Source organism: Flavobacterium sp. FlaQc-48, from assembly GCF_044007335.1.
In the GTDB taxonomy this organism is placed as follows: domain Bacteria; phylum Bacteroidota; class Bacteroidia; order Flavobacteriales; family Flavobacteriaceae; genus Flavobacterium.
This window is the reverse complement of the sequence record NZ_JBIPCR010000022.1, coordinates 23252-41749: the sequence shown is the minus strand read 5'-3', so window position 1 is coordinate 41749 and position 18498 is coordinate 23252. Positions and strand designations below refer to the sequence as shown.

Sequence of the window (18498 nt, the reverse complement as noted above, 5' to 3'; positions counted from 1 at the left end):
ATTTTAGTTGATTGCCGGACAGTTACAATCGTAACGTTCCTTTTTACAAAATAGATTAATCCCCAAAGTAATTTGATGATAGCCACCCGTATCAAATTTCACATCGCCGGTCACTTGTGAATACGTATAAGCAAACATGAAATTATTAAAATTCACACCAATAATTGGTGTAATATATTGTAGCTTTTGAGCTGCTACCCCGCTTGTTGTACTATATTGTGTCCCATCAAAACTTCTTCTGTAAGACAATGCCGCCCATATACTACCAAAGTCCATGCTTTTATAAGCCTTTAAATTCAAATCGATTGATTTCTCTTTAGTCTTATCAAATATTTGAAATAATACCGAAGGCTCCCAGGTAACATTATTGTGCTTTCCAAAAACATATCCGGCACTTAGAAGAAACTTTCTTAAATTATCACTTTCGTAATCGGTATATAATTCTCTTCTGGTTTCCAGTAATCCCTGAACTGTAGCATGAGCATAAAAATCAAGGTAATTATAAGAAGCTCCAACATCAACATTAAAATAAGAATCTTTTTGAATTGATCCGAAAACGATTGGATCAAAAGTTCCCCCAAATTTAGTTTCGTCTAATTGGCTTTGAATCACTCCTCCGCTAATACCAAATGAAAGCTGATTTAAATCCAGTTCATCTCTTGAAAACATAATATGGTGTGCATAAGTAAGTTTTACACCTTTTTGAGAATGGTAGCCATTTTTATCATTAAAAACAATAACTCCCGCACCTGATCGCTCTCCTATTCTGCCATTAAAAGTCAATGTCTGAAGTGTTGGTGCATCTTCCTGACCAAACCACTGTTTTCTTGCTGTCAGTCTTATCTTTGCGCAATTTGCCGCGCCGGCCATAGAAGGATGAATTAAGTAATAATTATCTGATAAATAATCGGAATAAACAGGTATTCCTTCCTGTGAATAAGAATAAGATGATAGGATCAAAAAAATAAATAAAACCTTGATTCTAAATTTCATAAAGGCAATTTTGTTTAAATATATTTTTTACTCTTATAATTTAATACGATTATTTTGAAAAGAGTCTTAATTATTTTATTAAAAAATCAAATATAGGTATTAGTAGAAAATAACTTTACTAAATTTGTGAAAAATTACAAATCATGACGAAAATCACCATAAAAGAAACTCAAAACCCTACCATATTAAAGTTCGAATTTGAAGATTTCATTACACAGAACCAAAACTTTGAGTTCAAGAATATTGATGAAGCGCAATCATCTCCTTTAGCACAGCAATTGTTTTACCTTCCGTTTGTAAAAACAGTTTATATTTCAGGAAATTTTATTGCTATTGAAAGATACAGTATTGTAGAATGGGACGACGTAAAAGACGCTGTTGCAGAACAAATTACTGCGTTTGTAGACAAAGGTGGTGTTATTATAAAAGTAGACGAAAATGCGACGAAAAAGCAGCCCATTACGGTTTATGGAGAAACAACTCCAAATCCTGCTGCTCTAAAATTTGTGGTAAGCAGGATGTTAACCCGTAATGCTGTTGAATACAAAAACATCGATCAGACTGCTTCTTCACCATTAGCCAAAGAATTATTCAAATTTCCTTATGTAAAAGAGGTTTTCATTGATGAAAATTACATCTCTGTTACCAAATACGACATTAACGATTGGGACGAGATTACTTTAGAAGTAAGAACTTTTATTAAACAATTTATTGAAAACGGAGGAACTGTTTTAGACGAAAGCTTAATTGAAGTTGCTACTAAAAACGATGTTACAAAAGATGAAGCATTTGACAAATTAGATGTTACATCACAACAAATCATCAACATATTAGAAGAATATGTGAAACCTGCAGTTGCGGCTGACGGCGGAAATATTGCTTTTGACTCTTATAATGAAAATGACAAAACGGTAAAAGTAATTTTGCAGGGTGCCTGCAGCGGTTGTCCATCCTCTACTTTTACTTTGAAAAGCGGAATCGAAAATATGCTAAAAAGCATGTTGAATGATGAAGCTATTAAGGTTGAAGCTGTAAATGCATAAAATTTCATCTGATAATAAACAAAAAGCGCCTCAAATGAGGCGCTTTTTTATTAAATCCATATTTACTTAATTTTCAACACATTATAACAACTTAATGTGATAAAATTTGTTAATATTGTATTCTAAACTAATCAATATTATAACCATGGGATTATCATCATTTTTTTCGAATTTATTTGGCAAAGCCAAAGATACTACATCAGATTTAGCAACTCAGGCCGAGGTAAAGTTTGAAGAAGCAAAAGAAGCAGCCGCTCCTTACATTGAAAAAGCAGAAACTTTTGCCGAAGAAACTATTGCAAAAGCAAAAGAAGCCTCAGAACCAATATTGGAAAATGCTGCAGAATATGCCAATAAAGCTAAAGATATCGTAAGCGAATATGTTGAAAAAGCTTCAGATTCAATAAGTGATGTAATAGATGCTGTAAAAGAAAAAACAACTGAAACAACCAGCGAAACCAAAACTGTTGTTTCAGAAACTGTAGCAGATGCAAGCGAAAAAACCGAAGCTGCAGCAGATGAAAATACCAATCCGGTTTCTGATAAGGAATAGAAACTCTTTTCTTATCCAAAGAAATATTTTTATATTTGCACTACCAATATACCTTCTCTTTTGAGAAGGTTTTTTTATTCAAAAAAAACATGAACATGAGTCCGGAACAACTTAGCAATTACGTTACCAAATTTATTGATGTACTGGTTGATTATTCTCCCAAATTAATCTCTGCCTTTATTATTTTATTTGTTGGTATATATGCCATCCGATTAATAAACAAAATTATCACCAAAGTAATGGTTCAGAGAAATCTGGACCCCACTTTAACAAAATTCCTTTCGGACATCCTAATATGGGCACTCCGAATTTTATTGTTTGTAACATTTATCTCCAAACTCGGAATCGAGACTTCGTCCTTTGTTGCGATTTTAGGAGCGATGGGACTTGCTGTTGGTTTATCATTGCAAGGTTCACTTTCTAACTTTGCCGGAGGAATGCTTATTATCGTTTTTAAACCTTTTAAAGTTGGCGATACAATCGAAGCACAAGGTGTAATCGCAACTGTAGTAGAAATTCAGATCTTTGTAACCAAAATGCTTACCGGAAATAATCAAACGGTCTTTGTGCCCAATGGAGCTTTATCTAATGGCACCATTATCAATTATTCGATGCAGGGAGAACGAAGAGCCGATTTGACATTTTCAATTTCTTACGACTCTGATATTAAAAAAGCAAAAGATATTCTGTTAGACGTTTTGAACAAAAATCCTAAAGTACTTAAAAAGCCTGCTGCAGAAGTTTTTGTAAAAAATTTATCGGCAAGTTCCATCGATTTTGCCGTTCGTCCATGGGCGAAAAACGCAAATTACGGAGCTGTTTTTTCTGAGACTTTAGAAAACTGCAAAGCAGCTTTAGATGAAGCCGGAATCTCAGTTCAGCCGTTTACACTTCAAAAATAAATAGTTTTATTGTTTTTTTGATGGAGGTGCCATCATAAAATCTTTCAGATAATAAGGTTCAAAATAAGCGACATCAACAGTGTCGCTTATTTGACATTTATCATAACTAATCTTGCTCATTGCAGCTGCCGAAGGATATTTGATTTCTTCTAAAAACACGAAATTTTCCTTCATTAAAACAGATTTGCATTTGTCAGCACAATCACCAACAAAATAGATTGTTTCCGTAAATTCAGCAAAAGATTCTTCTGTAATTATTTCAGCCTGGATACTTCTTTCTACTTCTAAATTTGCATTAAATACTTCACTGTACACTTCCATTCTTCTTGCATCCAGCATTGGGATAATTTTTCCATCTGAAACCTGAGCCTGAGAAGCCAGAGTTTGCAAAGTATCAACAGCAATTAACGGAATATTTAACGCAAAACACAATCCTTTTGCCGCAGATACTCCAATTCGTAAACCAGTATAAGAACCTGGTCCCTGGCTTACTGCAACAGCAGCTAAATCCTGAACCGAAATCCCTGCATCAGCAATAACTTCTTCAATAAAAACATGCAATTTTTCAGCGTGCGAATAACCTTCTTCAGCAATTTCTTTACATAAAATCGTTTCTCCGTTTTTTGCAATTGAGACTGAACAATTTTTGGTCGCTGTTTCGATATTAAGAATAAAAGACAATGTATTTAATTTTAAGTATTAAAAAATATTATTTAAGAATTTCCCATACAGAGAAAAACAGATATCAAAATCAGAACCGGAACGATGCATAAATTTATCATTAAAAAAAGTAAATAAATTAAAGCTTTCTTTCCAACAGAAAAATAAACATATTCTTCGTTGTAATATTGCGTTTTATATGCCTTGTAATGTGTAAAACAAAGAAATACCAGTATCAGTATCAGGCCCAAACCAATCGATTGAAAAAAACCATCCGGCGGACTTCCGCATAATGAAATCATAAGTAGTAAAATCTCAGGTTATTTCTTAGTAGCATCTGCTTTTTTAAGTTTTACTTTATCTCCGGAATTTAAGTCTTTAGAAACTGTCGTGTAAGGTCCCGTAATAACAACATCTCCAGATTTTAATCCTGAGGTTACTTCAATATTTGTATCGTCCTGAATTCCCGTTTTAATAATTCTGATTTTAGCCTTATCCCCTACTTTTACAAAAACACATTCAAATTTCTTATCGCTTTTTGGAGCTGCTTTTTTATCTTCATTGGGATCCTCAACTTTAAAATCTTTCACAGCAGTTGTATCTGATTTCACTACTACCGCGCTAATTGGCACTGCCAAAACATTATTTTTAGTTCTCGTAATAATATCCACTGTAGCTGTCATTCCAGGTCTGAAAGGCGAATATGTATTGGGTTGTCCTTCCAGTAAATCCTGATAGGATTCTTTCAAAATACGAACCTTAACTTTAAAATTGGTCACCTGGTCTGATGTTAAGGTAGAGCTGGCTGAGTTAGAAATACTGGTTACAACACCTTTAAATTTCTTTTTTAAGTAAGCATCAACTTCAACATTTGCTTCATCTCCAATTTTTACTTTAACAATATCATTTTCGTTTACATCAACTTCAACTTCCATATTGTTCAGGTTGGCTACTCTTAAAAGTTCTGTTCCGGCCATTTGTTGTGTCCCTAAAACACGCTCACCCAATTCAACATTTAAAACTGAAATCGTACCATCTGCAGGAGCATAAATTAAAGTACGTCCTAAATTGTCCTTAGCTTCTGTTACAGAGGCAGAGGCACTTTGTACATTATAGTACGAACTTTGTTTGGTCGCTTTTGCTACCTCAAAAGTAGCAATCGATTTATCCCAGTCTGATTTTGAAATTACACCTTTGTCATACAACGTTTTGTTGCGTTCATAACTTGCTTTTGCTTCCTTATAATTTGCTTCAGACTGTGTTAAACTGGCTTTTGTTCCGGATAAATTTGCAACAGAGCGATCTAATCCAGAAGTATATAAATCAGGGTTTATTTTTACCAATAAATCTCCTTTTTTAACAACCTGTCCCTCCTTAACATTTAAGGCTATAATTTCACCCGAAACCATTGACGAAAGTTTTACTTCAATTTCCGGTTGTATTTTTCCGGTTGCCGAAACGGTTTCAACAATTGTTGAGGCCAGTACTTTTGAAATCTCTACTTCTTTTCCTTCATCCTTATTTCCTACAACTCCGGCTTTTGAAAGACCAACTAATACTGCAATAAAAACTATCGCACCACCTAATAAGAAATAAACTGTTTTTTTTGACATAATATTATTTTGTAATAATTGGGACAATTGGAATTCCAAAGTAGAATTCAAGTATTTTTATTTTAAACATGTAATCATACTTCGTTCTGATCACATCTGACTGTGCATTGGTTAACAATGTTTGTGCTTGCGTAAAATCAAATGAATTCATCAAACCCACATCGTACTTTTCTTTAGCATAATTGTAAGCCTGTTGTCTCGCCTCTAAAGTTACCGTTGATGATTCGTAAGTATTCAAAGCACCTTTTGCATCTGTAAAAGCAGTATAAACGTTACGTTGCAAATCTAAACTTTTTTGTTCTAAATCTATTTTAGATTTCTCTAAACTTACCTTACTTCTTTCTACATTATTCCTAACTGAAAAACCATTAAAAATTGGAACATTCAATTGAAAACCAAAATTGTGCCCCTTGTTATCACTAAACTGATCCAAAACAGAGTGTGGTCCGGCATAAACCGGGTTTCCGCTACCGTCTGTTCCTATAAGTCTATCACTGTAACTTGCACTTGTACTAAACTGATAAAAGCCTCTAAGTGTAGGCTGAAAAGCACCTCTTGCTATAGCAACATTTTTCTCTGCAATTTCAAGATTGGTTTGTGCCAGCTTCAATTCTGTTCTTATTTCTTTTGCTTTATTATAAATATCGGTTGGAGCTTGTGCCAAAATATTATTTTCATCCTTTGCATTAGTATCATCTACAACATCAAAATCTGCAAACTCTTTTAATTGTAAAAGCTGAGCCAAACTTAATTTAGAAATTAACAAACTATTTTCAGCAATAATTATAGCTTGTTGATCGGTAGCCTCAGTGGCTTTTAAATCATATAAATCGCCACGCGGAATTGTTCCTGCATTAACCATTTCCTGAGAACGGGCCAAACGTTTTTGATCAATCAATAATTGTTCTTTTTTTACTTTTAAATTTTCTTTATTAAAAAGAATTTCCAAAAATGCATTGGCAACATTTAATGAAATATCTTCCTGCATTTTCAACAATTGATATTGCGATGCTATAATAGAAAGCTTCGCTCTTCGATAGGTATTTTGATTTTGCAAACCTTTATAAATATCGACACCTGCGTTAACTCCTAATGAAGAATACTGTGTTGTCTGAGTAGTTGCAATATTGGTCACCGGATTAACGTTCAAACCTATATTCCAGGAATGAGAAGCATTTCCACTTACAGACGGAAGATAACTTCCTAATGCTCCTTTTTTATCAATTGTAGCATTTTTAACATCTAACTCGGATAACTTTATAGTTATATTATTATCTAATGCATATCGCACACATTCTTCTAATGTCCATTGTTTTGATTGTGCCTGAGTTGATAGACCAAACCCAAAAAGCATGGCAAAAACAAGACTATTATATTTATTTATTTTCATATATTTTTAATGAAAGCACAGCAAAAAAGCTACGCAAATTTAACATTTTTTAAATCCCAAAAACCTTTATGCGTTCAAATTATTTTTTCTCTCCTTCATTTATCAAACCCTGATTCCAGATTTTAATTTTATCTGTAGCTTTAAGTCCGCTTTTAACCTGAACGTAAATTCCGTCACTCACTCCTAAAACAAGATCTCTTCTTTGAAATTTCTGAGGAGCTGATTCAATTTCAACATATGGTTTTTGTGTCTTTTTATCAAACTGAACCAATGATTCTTTGATCGCTAAAATCTTATCCGCTTTTTCCAGGATAATAGAAGCATTTGCACTTAAGCCTGCTCTTATAAAAGTGGCATCTCTATTTTCTAACCTGGCTTTTATTTCAAACTGAATAGCACCATTTTCTACAACACCTTTTGGCGCAATATCGGTCAAAACCGCCTCAAATTTTTTATTTTCAATGGCTCCAACAGTAATTTCTATAGGCATTTTTTCTTTGATTTTACCTACTTCAGATTCGTCAATTTTTCCAATAAAAATCATTCTTCCAACATCTGCAACACTGGCAATTGTAGTTCCTTCATTAAAATTATTACTTTCAATAACCTGATTTCCAACTTTTACAGGAACTGCTAAGACCATTCCGTTTACCGTTGAACGAATTAAGGTATTTGCATAACTTCCTAATGAAGTTGTGGTTCCTGTTTTTACAATATCCAGACTTTGTCTTGCAGCCTGATAATTTTGTTTTGCCTGTGTGTAGGCTAGTTGAGCTGCATCAAAATCATTAGCCGAAATAACATCTTTATCAAACAGCGTTTTTTGTCTTTTATATATTTTTTCCTGATTATCCAAAGCAATTTTAGCAGTTTGCACCTGATTCTGAGTATTACTAACATTAGATACATTCGCCACAACTCTAATTTTGGCAATCATATCCCCTGCTTTAATTTTCTCACCTGCTTTGATATATACTTCTTCAATAATACCCGAAATATTTGGTTTGATGAGAACCTCTTCATCAGGCTGGATGTTACCAGTAGCAATTGTGTTTTTTACGATCGTTTTAACCTCTGCTTTTTCAGTTTTAAAGACTATTGGAGATTCCTGGTTTTTTGCGTACAAATAATAAAGCGCGCCGAAGAAAACTATAGCAATAAAGATTAAAATGGTTACGGTTATTCCTTTTTTCATTTTTTTTTGGTTTAATCGATTATTTTTGATTGATAATTTATTCTGTTCGTAAAGCATCTACCGGCTTCACATTAATTGCGGTTTGTGCCGGAATAAATCCTGCCAGCAAACCAGATCCTACTAATATTATTAAAGCAACAAATACAACTCCTAAATCTACACTTGGATTTGCAAACATTGTATCATTTCCTGGCGGCATCGAATCCAACACCATGTTTAGAATTGCAATAATACCGGTTGCTACGGCAATCCCCAACATTCCTGAAATAATAGTCAGAAATATAGATTCTGCTAAAATCTGACCTCGAATTGCTGCAGGAGTTGCTCCCAATGCCCTGCGAATCCCAATTTCTTTGGTACGTTCTTTAACTACAATAAGCATGATATTTGAAATACCTATTACTCCTGAAATCAAAACCAAACTTCCTACAAAATAAGCAATAACCTGTAAGATATTAAACAAACTTTGCACTTTATTAAATTGTTCGAATAAATCAAAGTTTCCAACTGCCCTGTCATCTGCAGGATTTACAGAATGAAGTGCTTTAATTAGCTCTAAAATTTTTGGTTTTAAATCTGTAATAGAAACTTCATCTCTTGCCGTGAGAGCCATCCATCCTACTTTATCCCCATAGTTAAAAGCCTGCTGAAAAGTAGTAAAGGGCACAAATATGTTCTTTTGTTCCTGTTCTGCATTTCCTCCCTGTTGTTTAGATTTGTAAACTCCAACTACCATAAAGTTAATTCCGTTGATTTTTACATATGTTCCAACAGCTTCTTCTTCTTTACCATACAACTCGCTGATAACACCTTTTCCAATCACCGCTACTTTCCTTCTTTCAAGAATATCCTGTTGATTTACAAAACGTCCTTTTATAATATCCATTGGTTGCTGCTTGATCAATTCCGGATAATCCCCATAGATCGTAAATGCAGCTGTTTTTGTACCACGAACCACATTATTCGAACCATTAAAATCCCCTAATTGATTTCTTGGCGAAACATATAACAAGTCTGGCAATGCAGATTTCAAAGCTGTTACATCACTATTTCTAAAATCATAACGACGGGTTTTTGGCAATCCTTTATAAGCCTTTGATGTAGTCTGACTCCACATAAACATCGTATTGGTGGCAATTCCGTCAAAACCTTTTTTCACGCCATTCTCAAGTCCCTTTCCTGCAGCAAGTAATATTACCAGAATAAATATACCCCAAAATACCCCAAATGCTGTTAGCACGGTTCTAAAAACGTTGGCTGTTAAAGCCTGTAAAATCTCATCCCAATTATCTTTCTTAAACATAATTATTCGTCTCTAAGTGCTACAATAGGTCTAATTTTGGCGGCTCGGTATGCTGGAAAAAAGCCTGCCAAAGCACCAGCAAAAACAAGTAAAACAAGTGTCGTTAAAGCCACACTAAAATCAACCTGAGGATTTCTAAAATATTCACTTTGCACCATTGGCCCAACTAATTCAAGTAATAATAAACTTGCCAATAAACCAACAAAACCAGCAATAGTGGTAATGAAAATTGATTCATGAAGTATCATCGAAATAATTGAAAATGGCGATGCCCCCAATGCTTTTCTTATTCCTATTTCTTTCGTTCTTTCTTTTACGATAATAAGCATGATATTACTAACTCCTACAACTCCGGCAATAATGGTACAAATTCCTACCCACCAGAAAAACAATCTGATATAAAGGTTAAGGTCATAGAATTGTTTCGCATCTTTAACGGAGTTATAAGCATTTATTCCGCTGTCGTCATCCGGAGCTACCACATTTTTACTTCTCAATAAAGCTTTTATATCCTGAGTAAATTTTTCAGATTGCGCTAAAGCTTCATCATAATCATTTGTTTTCTTTAAAGTAAAAAAAAGATTACTTATTTTATCCCCACCACCATAAGCTCTTTGTACAGTTGTTTTAGGTAAATATGCCCTGGCTTCTTCTCGTTCTCCTCCCGGATCTGTAAAAACTCCCACTACTTTAAAATTGACATTATTGATAGAGATCTCTTTACCTAAAGCATCTTTGTCTTTAAACAGATCTGTTTTGACTTTCATTCCAATAGTTGCCACTTTTTCATTATTAGCTAAATCGTTACTATTTATAAATCGGCCCTGAACTATTTGTATGTTTTCTACTCCACCATAATCCGGATCTACTCCTCTGTATTGATAACTTCCGGATTCTTTTCCATATGTAAATGTACCACCCCAAAAATTATAGGTGGCAGCGCGCAAATCTAATTTATCTTCAAATTTCTGAACCGATTGAGAATAATCACTGTTTCTAAACTGAATCTGTCTGCCCGGATTCAACCCTTTGTACTCTTTTGCTGTTGTTCCTGACCAAACCTCGATAAGTCCCGCAGCATCGCGCTCAAATTGCTTTTCAATTCCGTTTTGAAGCCCCTTTCCGGCACCCAGCAAAATCACTAAAATAAAAATTCCTGAAGCTACAGAGATCCCCGTCAGGAATGTTCGCAAACGGTTTTTAGAGATTGCCTCAAATATTTCCTGCCAACGCTCAATATTAAACATAGGATGATGCTCTAACTTGTTCTACTTTTTTATCATCAATAATTAATCCGTCTTTCAGGACTACATTTCTTTTGCACATTGCGGCAATATCAGGCTCGTGTGTAACAATCAATATCGTTTTGCCTTCGTCATTAATTCCTTGTATCAGTTCCATTACTTCGTAAGAAGTCTTGGTATCCAATGCCCCTGTTGGCTCATCCGCCAATAAAACCTTTGGATTTGAAGCCAAAGCCCTTGCTATAGCCACACGCTGCTTTTGACCTCCAGAAAGCTCATTTGGTAAGTGGTGAGAATGTGAGCCAAGGCCTACTTTCTCTAAATATTTCATAGCAATGTCGTAACGTTCTTTTCGCTTGATACCCTGATAATATAAAGGCATTGCCACATTATCCAGAGCTGTTTTATAATTGATTAGATTGAATGACTGAAATACAAATCCTAAAAACTTATTTCTATATTTTGAAGCTATCGTTTCATTTAAGTTTTTAATAGGTGTTTTATCCAAAATGTAACTACCCGAATCAGCCTCATCCAGAATTCCTAAAATATTTAAAAGTGTAGATTTACCAGATCCTGATGACCCCATAATCGCAACTAATTCGCCTTCTTCAATATTAAAATTAATCCCTTTTAACACATGTAATTGTGAATTTCCCATTTTATAGGACTTATGTAAATCTTTGATTTCAATCATGGCATTGTTAAATTTTAAAACAATAATAACGTTTTTATTAAGTAATTTATGATAAGAAAAAGTTAATAATTTCGTTTCATCCTTTGAATAAGACTCAATTTGTTACCAATTGTTACACTTTTTTAAGATAATATAATTGTTTTCTTAATTTTGTTGCACCTAAAAAAACCTTAATGATGAAGTTTATCTCCACCATCTCTTTATTTATGCTGCTTGCCACGCTAATCAGCTGTTCTACTTCTCAAAAGCTAGAAACGTTAAAACCGGAACCGGATGACGCAAGTCCACTTGTTTACGACGCAAATCCTTCGTTTATCAATTTACCTATAACAGTAAAACTTACTGATATTGAGAATCAGACCAATGCAATTCTTAATGGATTAATTTATGAAGACAACATTATAGATGATGATGACATCGAAATGAAAATCTGGAAACAGGCTCCCATAAAAATTCAAAATGACCCTGCAAATCCGAATAAAAAAATAAAAACAATTCTGCCGCTAAAAGCTACAATCAAATACAGGATTGGAACAAAAAAACTAGGTGTTGAACTTTATGATACCCGGGAATTTAACTTAAACGGCGTTATCACTTTATCAAGCGAAGTTGCACTGACGAACTGGAAATTGAATACCAAAACTGAATTTAAATCATTAGACTGGAACGAAAGCCCGACAATGTTAGTCTTTGGTAAAAACATGCCTATTACTTATTTGGTAAATCCGGCAATTTCTATTTTTAAATCTAAAATTGAAAAGAAAATTGATGAAGCTATTGAAAAATCAATGGATTTTAAACCAAACGTTTTGTCTGCTTTAGAAAAGATCAGCACTCCATTTCAAATGAGTGACACTTATGAAAGCTGGCTGAGAATTGTTCCGGTTGAGATCTATTCTACAAATGCAAAACTTAAAAATGATTTATTTTTACTAGACATGGGAATGAAATGTAATATGGAAACCATTGTAGGCAAACAACCGGAGTCTAAATTTAATGCCAGTAAAATTGTATTGAAACCTGTAGCAAAAATCCCAAACCAAATTTCAGCTAACATTGCAGCAATTTCAACTTATATTGATGCGTCAAAAATCATGACCAAAAATTTTGCCGGACAGGAATTTGGTTCCGGAAGCAAGAAAGTTACCGTGAAAAATGTTTCTATTTGGCATAAAAACGGCAAAATGGTAATTGCACTAGATGTTTTAGGATCTATAAACGGAACACTGTATCTAAACGGATCTCCTCAATACAACCCTCAAACAAAAGAAATTTATTTTGATAAACTTGATTATGTTTTAGATACCAAAAGCAAACTAATGAGAACGGCAAGCTGGCTGGGCCAAGGTTACATATTAAGAAAGATGGAAGAAAGCTGTCGTTATTCTATTCAGCCTAACCTGGAAGAAGGCAAAAAAAGCATGGCAGGATATTTGAAAAATTATTCTCCAATGCCGGGTGTTTTTGTAAACGGAAAAATGGAAGATATTCAATTTGACAAAATACAATTAACCAATCAGGCCATTATCGCTTTTATAAAGATAAACGGAACTGTAAATGTTTCCGTTGACGGATTAAAATAAAACAAAAAAAAAGCAGAATTATTATTCTGCTTTTTTCTTTTTAGACTGGTACATTCTGTAGATCAGAACACCAATTACAGCAACAAGCAAATATGGAATTACCATTAAATAAACAATGCCATTGTTGACTGCCTCTGCTTTTTTTACATTCGAGTCTCCCGCAAGAGCCGCACGGCACATGGCACACTGGGCATTCGAAGAAACTCCAATCAGGAAAATACAAATTCCAAAAAACAACTTTTGAAAATTGAAACCTGTACTTCTAAAATTTATTATTTTATTTTTAGTGCGCATAATAAGGAGAAATCATTAAGTAAACTATAACACCTGTAACCGCTACATACAACCAAAGAGGGAAAGTTATTCTGGCTATTTTTCTGTGTCTGTCAAAACGTTGCGAAAGAGCCCTAACATAAGTAACCAAAACAAATGGAATGATCACAACTGATAAAACAATATGTGTAAGCAAAATAAAAACATACAAATATCTAACTGCACCAACTTTAGCTTTTTCGACAGCATCTACAATTCCATCATGATTTAAATCACCCAACTTAGTAGAATCAGCCGTCATGTGATAAGCAACATACATGACCAAAAAAGCCAAAGACAAGGCAATAGCCGAAGTCATTAATCTTTCATGAAGTTTTTGTTTTCCATTTTTAATAGCAATAACTCCCAAAACCAACGCAATTGCTGTTAAACCATTTGTTGTTGCATAAATTGGTGGCAAAAATGAAAGAGGCTCAACATTGATCCCAAAATCTTTTAATTTAATGACAAATAAAATACCTACCGCGACAGGTATTAAAATTGAAACAGCAATAATATATTTATTGTATTTTTTCTCTAATGAATGATCTTCCATTTTTATTCTGCTAATAATATTTTAATATCTTCCTGAATATCCCTAACTCCTTTTTTATCTAATCCGTCATAGTAGATATTTGGATTGCCAAATTCATCTTTTCTACAACGAATATTTCCATCTTTATCTATTAACGCAAATAAACCGGAATGCTCAAAACCTCCACTAACTTTAGAGTTTTCACCAGCATACAAATTAAATCCTTTATTAGACAAATCCATAATAGTAGCCTTATCTCCCGTTAGAAAATTCCATGTAGATGATTTAACCCCTAATAATTTAGCATGCTCCTTTAATACTTTTGGTGTATCACGTACAGGGTCTATGGTGATGGAAACAATTCCAAAGTTAGGATTTCCGAAAAAAGTCTTCTCAATTTCCAACATACTTAAATTCATTTTAGGACAAATAGACGGGCATGTTGTAAAGAAAAATTCTAAAACATATACTTTACCTTTATAGGTTTCATTCGAAATTTTATTATTATCCTGATTTGTCAGTTCAAATTTCGGAGCAGGACCAATTTTAATCAGTTTTCCGTCTGATTTTGAAGTTTTCAAGCCAACATTATCCAGACGATTTCCTTTAACAACTTCGCCATTTGTAACCCTGTCCACTATTTTTGGAACAGCATAAATTCCGAAGATTAGAATGATAAACGAAATCCCGATATATGATTTATTTTTAAACATAATATAACAATTAAAGTTCTTTAGTAGCGTTGTGGTTCTTTTTTAAAGCTGCGCGATATTCATATAAAATGATTTTAAAATCATCCAGCATTTCATTGCTCAGCTCTGAAGGATGAAAAGTATTATATCCTTCCTTGTATTCATCTTTATCTTTTCGCCCTCTCAGGTTTCTTTCTTTATCTACGATATAAACATTTGAAGTCCCCAGATTTTGATCTAATTTCCCTTTTAAATGTAATTGATCATAAAAGACCTTAATTTCTTCAGGCGAAGTAAAAACAAAATGCCATCCTGAAACATCCGTAAATGCACCTAAAGATTCTTCTATCTTGCTGGCGTCATTTTCTGTTCCTAAAGGACAAATGACAACAAATTGCAAATCTTTGAAACCATTGTAACGCTGGTAAATTTTTTCGTTTAGATTAAAGAAGTTTCCTCTGTTTTTCAAGATCTCAGAACCTGAAAAACCAAGAATGGTAATTTTATTATTTAAAGTTACTTTTTCTCCTTTTAGAGATTTCCAGTGACCAAGATCAGCAACTTTTGGAGTTATTACGGGAAGTTTAGTAAAGCTATTTACACCTGAAGCAAAAAACAAATAGGCTACAATTGGCAAAACAAAAAGTACAAAGAGAACTATATTTTTTTTCATTTTATTTACCGGAAGTTATTGAGGTACAAAAATAAAAAAAGCTCCGCAAAACGGAGCTTCTTTTCGAATTAATATCATGTTAAAAATTCCATTTAATAGTAGAATCCTTAAAAACCCCAAAGACATAATGTCCTTCTGTTAACAGAATAAACAATAAATATAAAACTAGGAAGATTACTGGTGATACAACAGACCATCTAAGGCTGCTTTTTTCACCTTCCATGTGCATAAATGCCCATACTATATAATACGCTTTGAATATTGTCAGAATATAAAATATCCAGTTCAACAAATTCAAACCTACAAAATGATTAAATTCTAATACTCCCGGTTTAATAATACCCAAGATAACTTCTACTGTAGTTACTGCTGATAATAAAGCAAAAACAAACCAGATTCTTTTTGTATTTGATACGTGTTCGTGTGACATAATAATTAAAATCTAAAATTAAACTAAGTAGAAAACTGTAAATACAAATACCCAAACTAAATCGACAAAGTGCCAGTATAAACCAACTTTCTCTACCATTTCGTAGCTTCTTCTTTTTTCATAAGTTCCCAATAATACATTAAAGAAAATAATGATATTAATGATAACTCCTGAAAATACGTGGAATCCGTGGAATCCTGTAATAAAGAAAAAGAAATCAGCAAACAATTTACTTCCGTATTCGTTTCTGGTTAAGTTTGCACCTTCTACTACATATTTTGCCTGACTTAAACGAGCTTCAGATTCTGCTCTTGACAAAACTGTTTTTTTCTTTTCTGCCGTAAGATGTTCTGTTCTGATTAATAACTCGGGATGTGCTTTAAAACCAGCCTGAATATCCGCTACTGAATATGTTGGTACCGTTTCGGCACTTTCCATAAACCATTTTGCTTTTGCTCTTGTAAGCTCTTCCGGTTGATTTGGTAATTTCACAGCAAACTCTTCAAGAGCAACTCTTTTACCATCTTTATCAACAAACTGCAATAAACTACCTCCTACTGTTTCAACTGCACCGTATTCTCCTTTAATGAAGTTTTTCCATTCCCAGGCTTGAGAACCAACGAAAATTAAACCTCCAATAATCGTTAAGAACATATAAATTGCAACCTTTGTTTTTTTCAATTGGTGACCTGCATCAACAGCCAAAACCATTGTTACAGATGAGAAAATCAAAATAAAAGTCATTAAGGCCACATAATACATTGGAGCCGAAACGCCATGCATAAATGGAAAGTGAGTAAACACTTCATCAGCCAATGGCCAGGTTTCGATAAATTTAAATCTAGAAAAACCATAAGCCGCTAAGAATCCTGAGAATGTCAAGGCATCCGATACGATAAAAAACCACATCATCATTTTACCATAACTTGCTCCTAATGGCTGGATCTCATGCCCGCCTCCCCAAGTTTTTTCGTTATTTGCAGTAGTAACTGTCGCTTCCATAAAAGATATTCGTTAAAAAGTTCCCAAATTTACGTTTTTTTCTTATTTAAAGAAATATAAAAATAAAAATAAATATACCCATAATAAATCTAAAAAATGCCAATACATCGCACCTAGTTCTATACCAAGAGTTTGAGTCGAATTGTATTTTTGTTTAAAATGATTATAAATTATAATTAAAAGTGAAATTAGCCCTCCAGCCAAGTGTAATAAGTGCGTAACGGTTACCACATAAAGAAAAGTTGTAGTAATTGAACTACCTTCTCCCGTGAAATAATAACCACTTTTTACGATTTGTCCAAAACCAACAAATTGCAAAACCACAAACAGGACCCCTAATGCCAGTGTCCCTAAAAGCAATGCTGTGGTCGCGCTTCTGTTATCTTTCTGAATCGCTTTTTTAGCCAGATAAAAAGTAACACTACAACCAATAATCACCGCTGTACTGTAATAGAATGCACTTGGCAATTCAAAATTCTTCAACCAGTCGGCTCTTGATTTACTTACTACAAATGCACTTGTAAGTCCTGCAAACATCATGGTCATACTAACCATTGCGAATAACAAAATCAGTTTTGCCGATTTTGATTTTCGTACTTGTTCCTCACTTGTTTTCATTGTCATTGTCATTTCCATAACTATCTTAAAAATTTATCAACTATAAATACGATTTGCAGCAATGATATATACGAAACACTAACCAGCATTAATGTCCTTGCCGCTTTTGCAGTTCTTAACTGATACAATCTTACCGCGTAGAACAACATCCACAAACCTAATAAAAACACTAAAGCTGCAGCGATTGGCGAAATGAACAATTGCCCTGTATATCCTAAAACCGGCAATAGTGATGCTATAATAAGCCAAACGGTATATAAAATAATCTGCAAAGCGGTTCCTTTATCTTTTTTTCCTGTTGGCAACATAAAGATCCCTGCTTTCTCATAATCTTCATATAAAAACCAGCCAATTGACCAAAAATGAGGGAATTGCCAGAAAAACTGAATCAAAAACAGAGTACCTGCCTCAATACCGAATTCTCCTGTTGCAGCAACCCAGCCTAACATAAAAGGAATTGCCCCAGGAAAAGCACCCACAAAAACCGATAACGAAGTTACTGTTTTTAAAGGTGTATAAATACTTGTATATAAAAATATCGAGATTGCAGCAAACATTGCTGACTTTGCATTTATCGTGTACAACAAAGTAACACCAATAATAGTCAACAAAACAGCAATAAACAAAGCCATTTTTGGAGACATACGTCCTGAAGGAACCGGACGGTTTTTAGTTCGATCCATTAAAGAATCAATATCTTTTTCAATAACCTGATTAAAAGCATTTGAAGCACCAACCATACAATAACCTCCAATTGCTAAAACCACCAAAACACTCCATTTAAAAGGATGCGCATCATTGACGCCTAATAAATATCCCGCAATTGAAGAAAACAATACACTGATTGCCAAACCAGCCTTAGTAATCTCTTTGAAATCGGTAAATATTGATTTTATTGAAAATGTATTTTTAGTAGCGTTCAATACGGTAATTGTTTGTATGTTTTTTTTGAGTGGTGCAAATGTACAAATTAGATTGTAGAATTCTGACCTATAAAATTAGATTTTTTTCAATAAAACCTTTACAAAATAAGGACTTGCAAATCTTTAACACTATTATT

At 33.7% G+C, this 18498-nt stretch carries 20 protein-coding genes; 4 read left to right on the top strand and 16 right to left on the bottom strand.

Annotated features, from left to right (window positions below):
* Positions 1-3 precede the first annotated feature (3 nt).
* On the bottom strand, positions 4-993 hold the full coding sequence (locus ACHRWY_RS24245; RefSeq protein WP_395357994.1) for a type IX secretion system membrane protein PorP/SprF: 990 nt from the start codon (positions 991-993) through the stop codon (positions 4-6).
* Positions 994-1136: 143 nt separating this feature from the next.
* Between ACHRWY_RS24245 and ACHRWY_RS24240 the strand changes: the two genes are divergently transcribed.
* The 3 genes from ACHRWY_RS24240 to ACHRWY_RS24230 all read left to right on the top strand — a co-directional run bounded on the left by ACHRWY_RS24240 (position 1137) and on the right by ACHRWY_RS24230 (position 3491).
* Positions 1137-2036: a NifU family protein gene (locus ACHRWY_RS24240; RefSeq protein WP_395357992.1), complete on the top strand. Its 900-nt coding sequence runs from the start codon at positions 1137-1139 to the stop codon at positions 2034-2036.
* A 115-nt stretch (positions 2037-2151) separates the two neighbouring features.
* Positions 2152-2589: a YtxH domain-containing protein gene (locus ACHRWY_RS24235; RefSeq protein WP_395357990.1), complete on the top strand. Its 438-nt coding sequence runs from the start codon at positions 2152-2154 to the stop codon at positions 2587-2589.
* A gap of 89 nt (positions 2590-2678) precedes the next feature.
* Positions 2679-3491: a mechanosensitive ion channel family protein gene (locus ACHRWY_RS24230; protein WP_395357988.1), complete on the top strand. Its 813-nt coding sequence runs from the start codon at positions 2679-2681 to the stop codon at positions 3489-3491.
* Between the two features lie 6 nt (positions 3492-3497).
* Here the strand turns inward: ACHRWY_RS24230 and tsaB are convergent, their stop codons facing one another.
* The 7 genes from tsaB to ACHRWY_RS24195 all read right to left on the bottom strand — a co-directional run bounded on the left by tsaB (position 3498) and on the right by ACHRWY_RS24195 (position 11593).
* Positions 3498-4172 carry a tRNA (adenosine(37)-N6)-threonylcarbamoyltransferase complex dimerization subunit type 1 TsaB gene (gene tsaB, locus ACHRWY_RS24225; RefSeq protein WP_395357986.1) on the bottom strand — a complete coding sequence of 225 codons (675 nt, stop codon included), beginning with the start codon at positions 4170-4172 and terminating at the stop codon, positions 3498-3500.
* Positions 4173-4471: 299 nt separating this feature from the next.
* Positions 4472-5764: an efflux RND transporter periplasmic adaptor subunit gene (locus ACHRWY_RS24220; RefSeq protein ID WP_395357984.1), complete on the bottom strand. Its 1293-nt coding sequence runs from the start codon at positions 5762-5764 to the stop codon at positions 4472-4474.
* A gap of 4 nt (positions 5765-5768) precedes the next feature.
* Complete coding sequence (locus tag ACHRWY_RS24215) at positions 5769-7154, bottom strand: TolC family protein (RefSeq protein ID WP_395357982.1); 1386 nt, start codon at positions 7152-7154, stop codon at positions 5769-5771.
* 79 nt (positions 7155-7233) lie between these two features.
* The gene (locus tag ACHRWY_RS24210; protein ID WP_395357980.1) at positions 7234-8349 is read right to left on the bottom strand and encodes an efflux RND transporter periplasmic adaptor subunit; all 1116 of its coding nucleotides are present in this window, start codon (positions 8347-8349) and stop codon (positions 7234-7236) included.
* A gap of 37 nt (positions 8350-8386) precedes the next feature.
* Positions 8387-9652: an ABC transporter permease gene (locus tag ACHRWY_RS24205; protein WP_395357978.1), complete on the bottom strand. Its 1266-nt coding sequence runs from the start codon at positions 9650-9652 to the stop codon at positions 8387-8389.
* A gap of 2 nt (positions 9653-9654) precedes the next feature.
* Complete coding sequence (locus tag ACHRWY_RS24200) at positions 9655-10899, bottom strand: ABC transporter permease (RefSeq protein WP_395357976.1); 1245 nt, start codon at positions 10897-10899, stop codon at positions 9655-9657.
* Positions 10892-11593 carry an ABC transporter ATP-binding protein gene (locus tag ACHRWY_RS24195; protein ID WP_395357974.1) on the bottom strand — a complete coding sequence of 234 codons (702 nt, stop codon included), beginning with the start codon at positions 11591-11593 and terminating at the stop codon, positions 10892-10894. Before ACHRWY_RS24195 ends, ACHRWY_RS24200 begins: the two co-directional genes overlap by 8 nt.
* A 176-nt stretch (positions 11594-11769) precedes the next feature.
* Between ACHRWY_RS24195 and ACHRWY_RS24190 the strand changes: the two genes are divergently transcribed.
* Positions 11770-13176, top strand: coding sequence for a DUF4403 family protein (locus tag ACHRWY_RS24190; protein WP_395358133.1), 1407 nt, complete (start codon positions 11770-11772; stop codon positions 13174-13176).
* Positions 13177-13197: 21 nt separating this feature from the next.
* Here the strand turns inward: ACHRWY_RS24190 and ACHRWY_RS24185 are convergent, their stop codons facing one another.
* The 8 genes from ACHRWY_RS24185 to cyoE form a co-directional block, all read right to left on the bottom strand.
* A complete protein-coding gene (locus ACHRWY_RS24185) occupies positions 13198-13470 on the bottom strand; it encodes a hypothetical protein (protein WP_395357972.1) in 273 nt (90 codons plus the stop codon).
* The gene (locus ACHRWY_RS24180) at positions 13460-14044 is read right to left on the bottom strand and encodes a DUF420 domain-containing protein (RefSeq protein WP_395357970.1); all 585 of its coding nucleotides are present in this window, start codon (positions 14042-14044) and stop codon (positions 13460-13462) included. Before ACHRWY_RS24180 ends, ACHRWY_RS24185 begins: the two co-directional genes overlap by 11 nt.
* Positions 14045-14046: 2 nt before the next feature.
* Positions 14047-14736 carry an SCO family protein gene (locus ACHRWY_RS24175; RefSeq protein ID WP_395357968.1) on the bottom strand — a complete coding sequence of 230 codons (690 nt, stop codon included), beginning with the start codon at positions 14734-14736 and terminating at the stop codon, positions 14047-14049.
* A gap of 10 nt (positions 14737-14746) precedes the next feature.
* Complete coding sequence (locus ACHRWY_RS24170; protein ID WP_395357966.1) at positions 14747-15388, bottom strand: hypothetical protein; 642 nt, start codon at positions 15386-15388, stop codon at positions 14747-14749.
* A gap of 79 nt (positions 15389-15467) precedes the next feature.
* Positions 15468-15818, bottom strand: coding sequence for a cytochrome C oxidase subunit IV family protein (locus ACHRWY_RS24165; RefSeq protein WP_395357964.1), 351 nt, complete (start codon positions 15816-15818; stop codon positions 15468-15470).
* Positions 15819-15836: 18 nt separating this feature from the next.
* A complete protein-coding gene (locus ACHRWY_RS24160) occupies positions 15837-16820 on the bottom strand; it encodes a cytochrome c oxidase subunit 3 (RefSeq protein WP_395357962.1) in 984 nt (327 codons plus the stop codon).
* A 42-nt stretch (positions 16821-16862) separates the two neighbouring features.
* Positions 16863-17450: a heme-copper oxidase subunit III gene (locus tag ACHRWY_RS24155; RefSeq protein WP_395357960.1), complete on the bottom strand. Its 588-nt coding sequence runs from the start codon at positions 17448-17450 to the stop codon at positions 16863-16865.
* An 8-nt stretch (positions 17451-17458) separates the two neighbouring features.
* Complete coding sequence (gene cyoE / locus ACHRWY_RS24150) at positions 17459-18361, bottom strand: heme o synthase (RefSeq protein WP_395357958.1); 903 nt, start codon at positions 18359-18361, stop codon at positions 17459-17461.
* Between the last annotated feature and the right edge of the window lie 137 nt (positions 18362-18498).

Excerpts from the sequence above, each read along its gene's own strand:
- ACHRWY_RS24170 (WP_395357966.1), bottom strand. The coding sequence starts at position 15,388 with ATGAAAAAAAATATAGTTCTCTTTGTACTTTTTGTTTTGCCAATTGTA.
- ACHRWY_RS24155 (WP_395357960.1), bottom strand. The coding sequence starts at position 17,450 with ATGACAATGACAATGAAAACAAGTGAGGAACAAGTACGAAAATCAAAA.
- ACHRWY_RS24180 (WP_395357970.1), bottom strand. The coding sequence starts at position 14,044 with ATGGAAGATCATTCATTAGAGAAAAAATACAATAAATATATTATTGCT.
- ACHRWY_RS24190 (WP_395358133.1), top strand. The coding sequence starts at position 11,770 with ATGAAGTTTATCTCCACCATCTCTTTATTTATGCTGCTTGCCACGCTA.
- ACHRWY_RS24200 (WP_395357976.1), bottom strand. The coding sequence starts at position 10,899 with ATGTTTAATATTGAGCGTTGGCAGGAAATATTTGAGGCAATCTCTAAA.
- ACHRWY_RS24165 (WP_395357964.1), bottom strand. The coding sequence starts at position 15,818 with ATGTCACACGAACACGTATCAAATACAAAAAGAATCTGGTTTGTTTTT.
- ACHRWY_RS24215 (WP_395357982.1), bottom strand. The coding sequence starts at position 7,154 with ATGAAAATAAATAAATATAATAGTCTTGTTTTTGCCATGCTTTTTGGG.
- ACHRWY_RS24205 (WP_395357978.1), bottom strand. The coding sequence starts at position 9,652 with ATGTTTAAGAAAGATAATTGGGATGAGATTTTACAGGCTTTAACAGCC.
- ACHRWY_RS24185 (WP_395357972.1), bottom strand. The coding sequence starts at position 13,470 with ATGCGCACTAAAAATAAAATAATAAATTTTAGAAGTACAGGTTTCAAT.
- ACHRWY_RS24175 (WP_395357968.1), bottom strand. The coding sequence starts at position 14,736 with ATGTTTAAAAATAAATCATATATCGGGATTTCGTTTATCATTCTAATC.
- ACHRWY_RS24230 (WP_395357988.1), top strand. The coding sequence starts at position 2,679 with ATGAACATGAGTCCGGAACAACTTAGCAATTACGTTACCAAATTTATT.
- ACHRWY_RS24240 (WP_395357992.1), top strand. The coding sequence starts at position 1,137 with ATGACGAAAATCACCATAAAAGAAACTCAAAACCCTACCATATTAAAG.
- ACHRWY_RS24195 (WP_395357974.1), bottom strand. The coding sequence starts at position 11,593 with ATGATTGAAATCAAAGATTTACATAAGTCCTATAAAATGGGAAATTCA.
- ACHRWY_RS24160 (WP_395357962.1), bottom strand. The coding sequence starts at position 16,820 with ATGGAAGCGACAGTTACTACTGCAAATAACGAAAAAACTTGGGGAGGC.
- ACHRWY_RS24245 (WP_395357994.1), bottom strand. The coding sequence starts at position 993 with ATGAAATTTAGAATCAAGGTTTTATTTATTTTTTTGATCCTATCATCT.
- ACHRWY_RS24210 (WP_395357980.1), bottom strand. The coding sequence starts at position 8,349 with ATGAAAAAAGGAATAACCGTAACCATTTTAATCTTTATTGCTATAGTT.
- ACHRWY_RS24220 (WP_395357984.1), bottom strand. The coding sequence starts at position 5,764 with ATGTCAAAAAAAACAGTTTATTTCTTATTAGGTGGTGCGATAGTTTTT.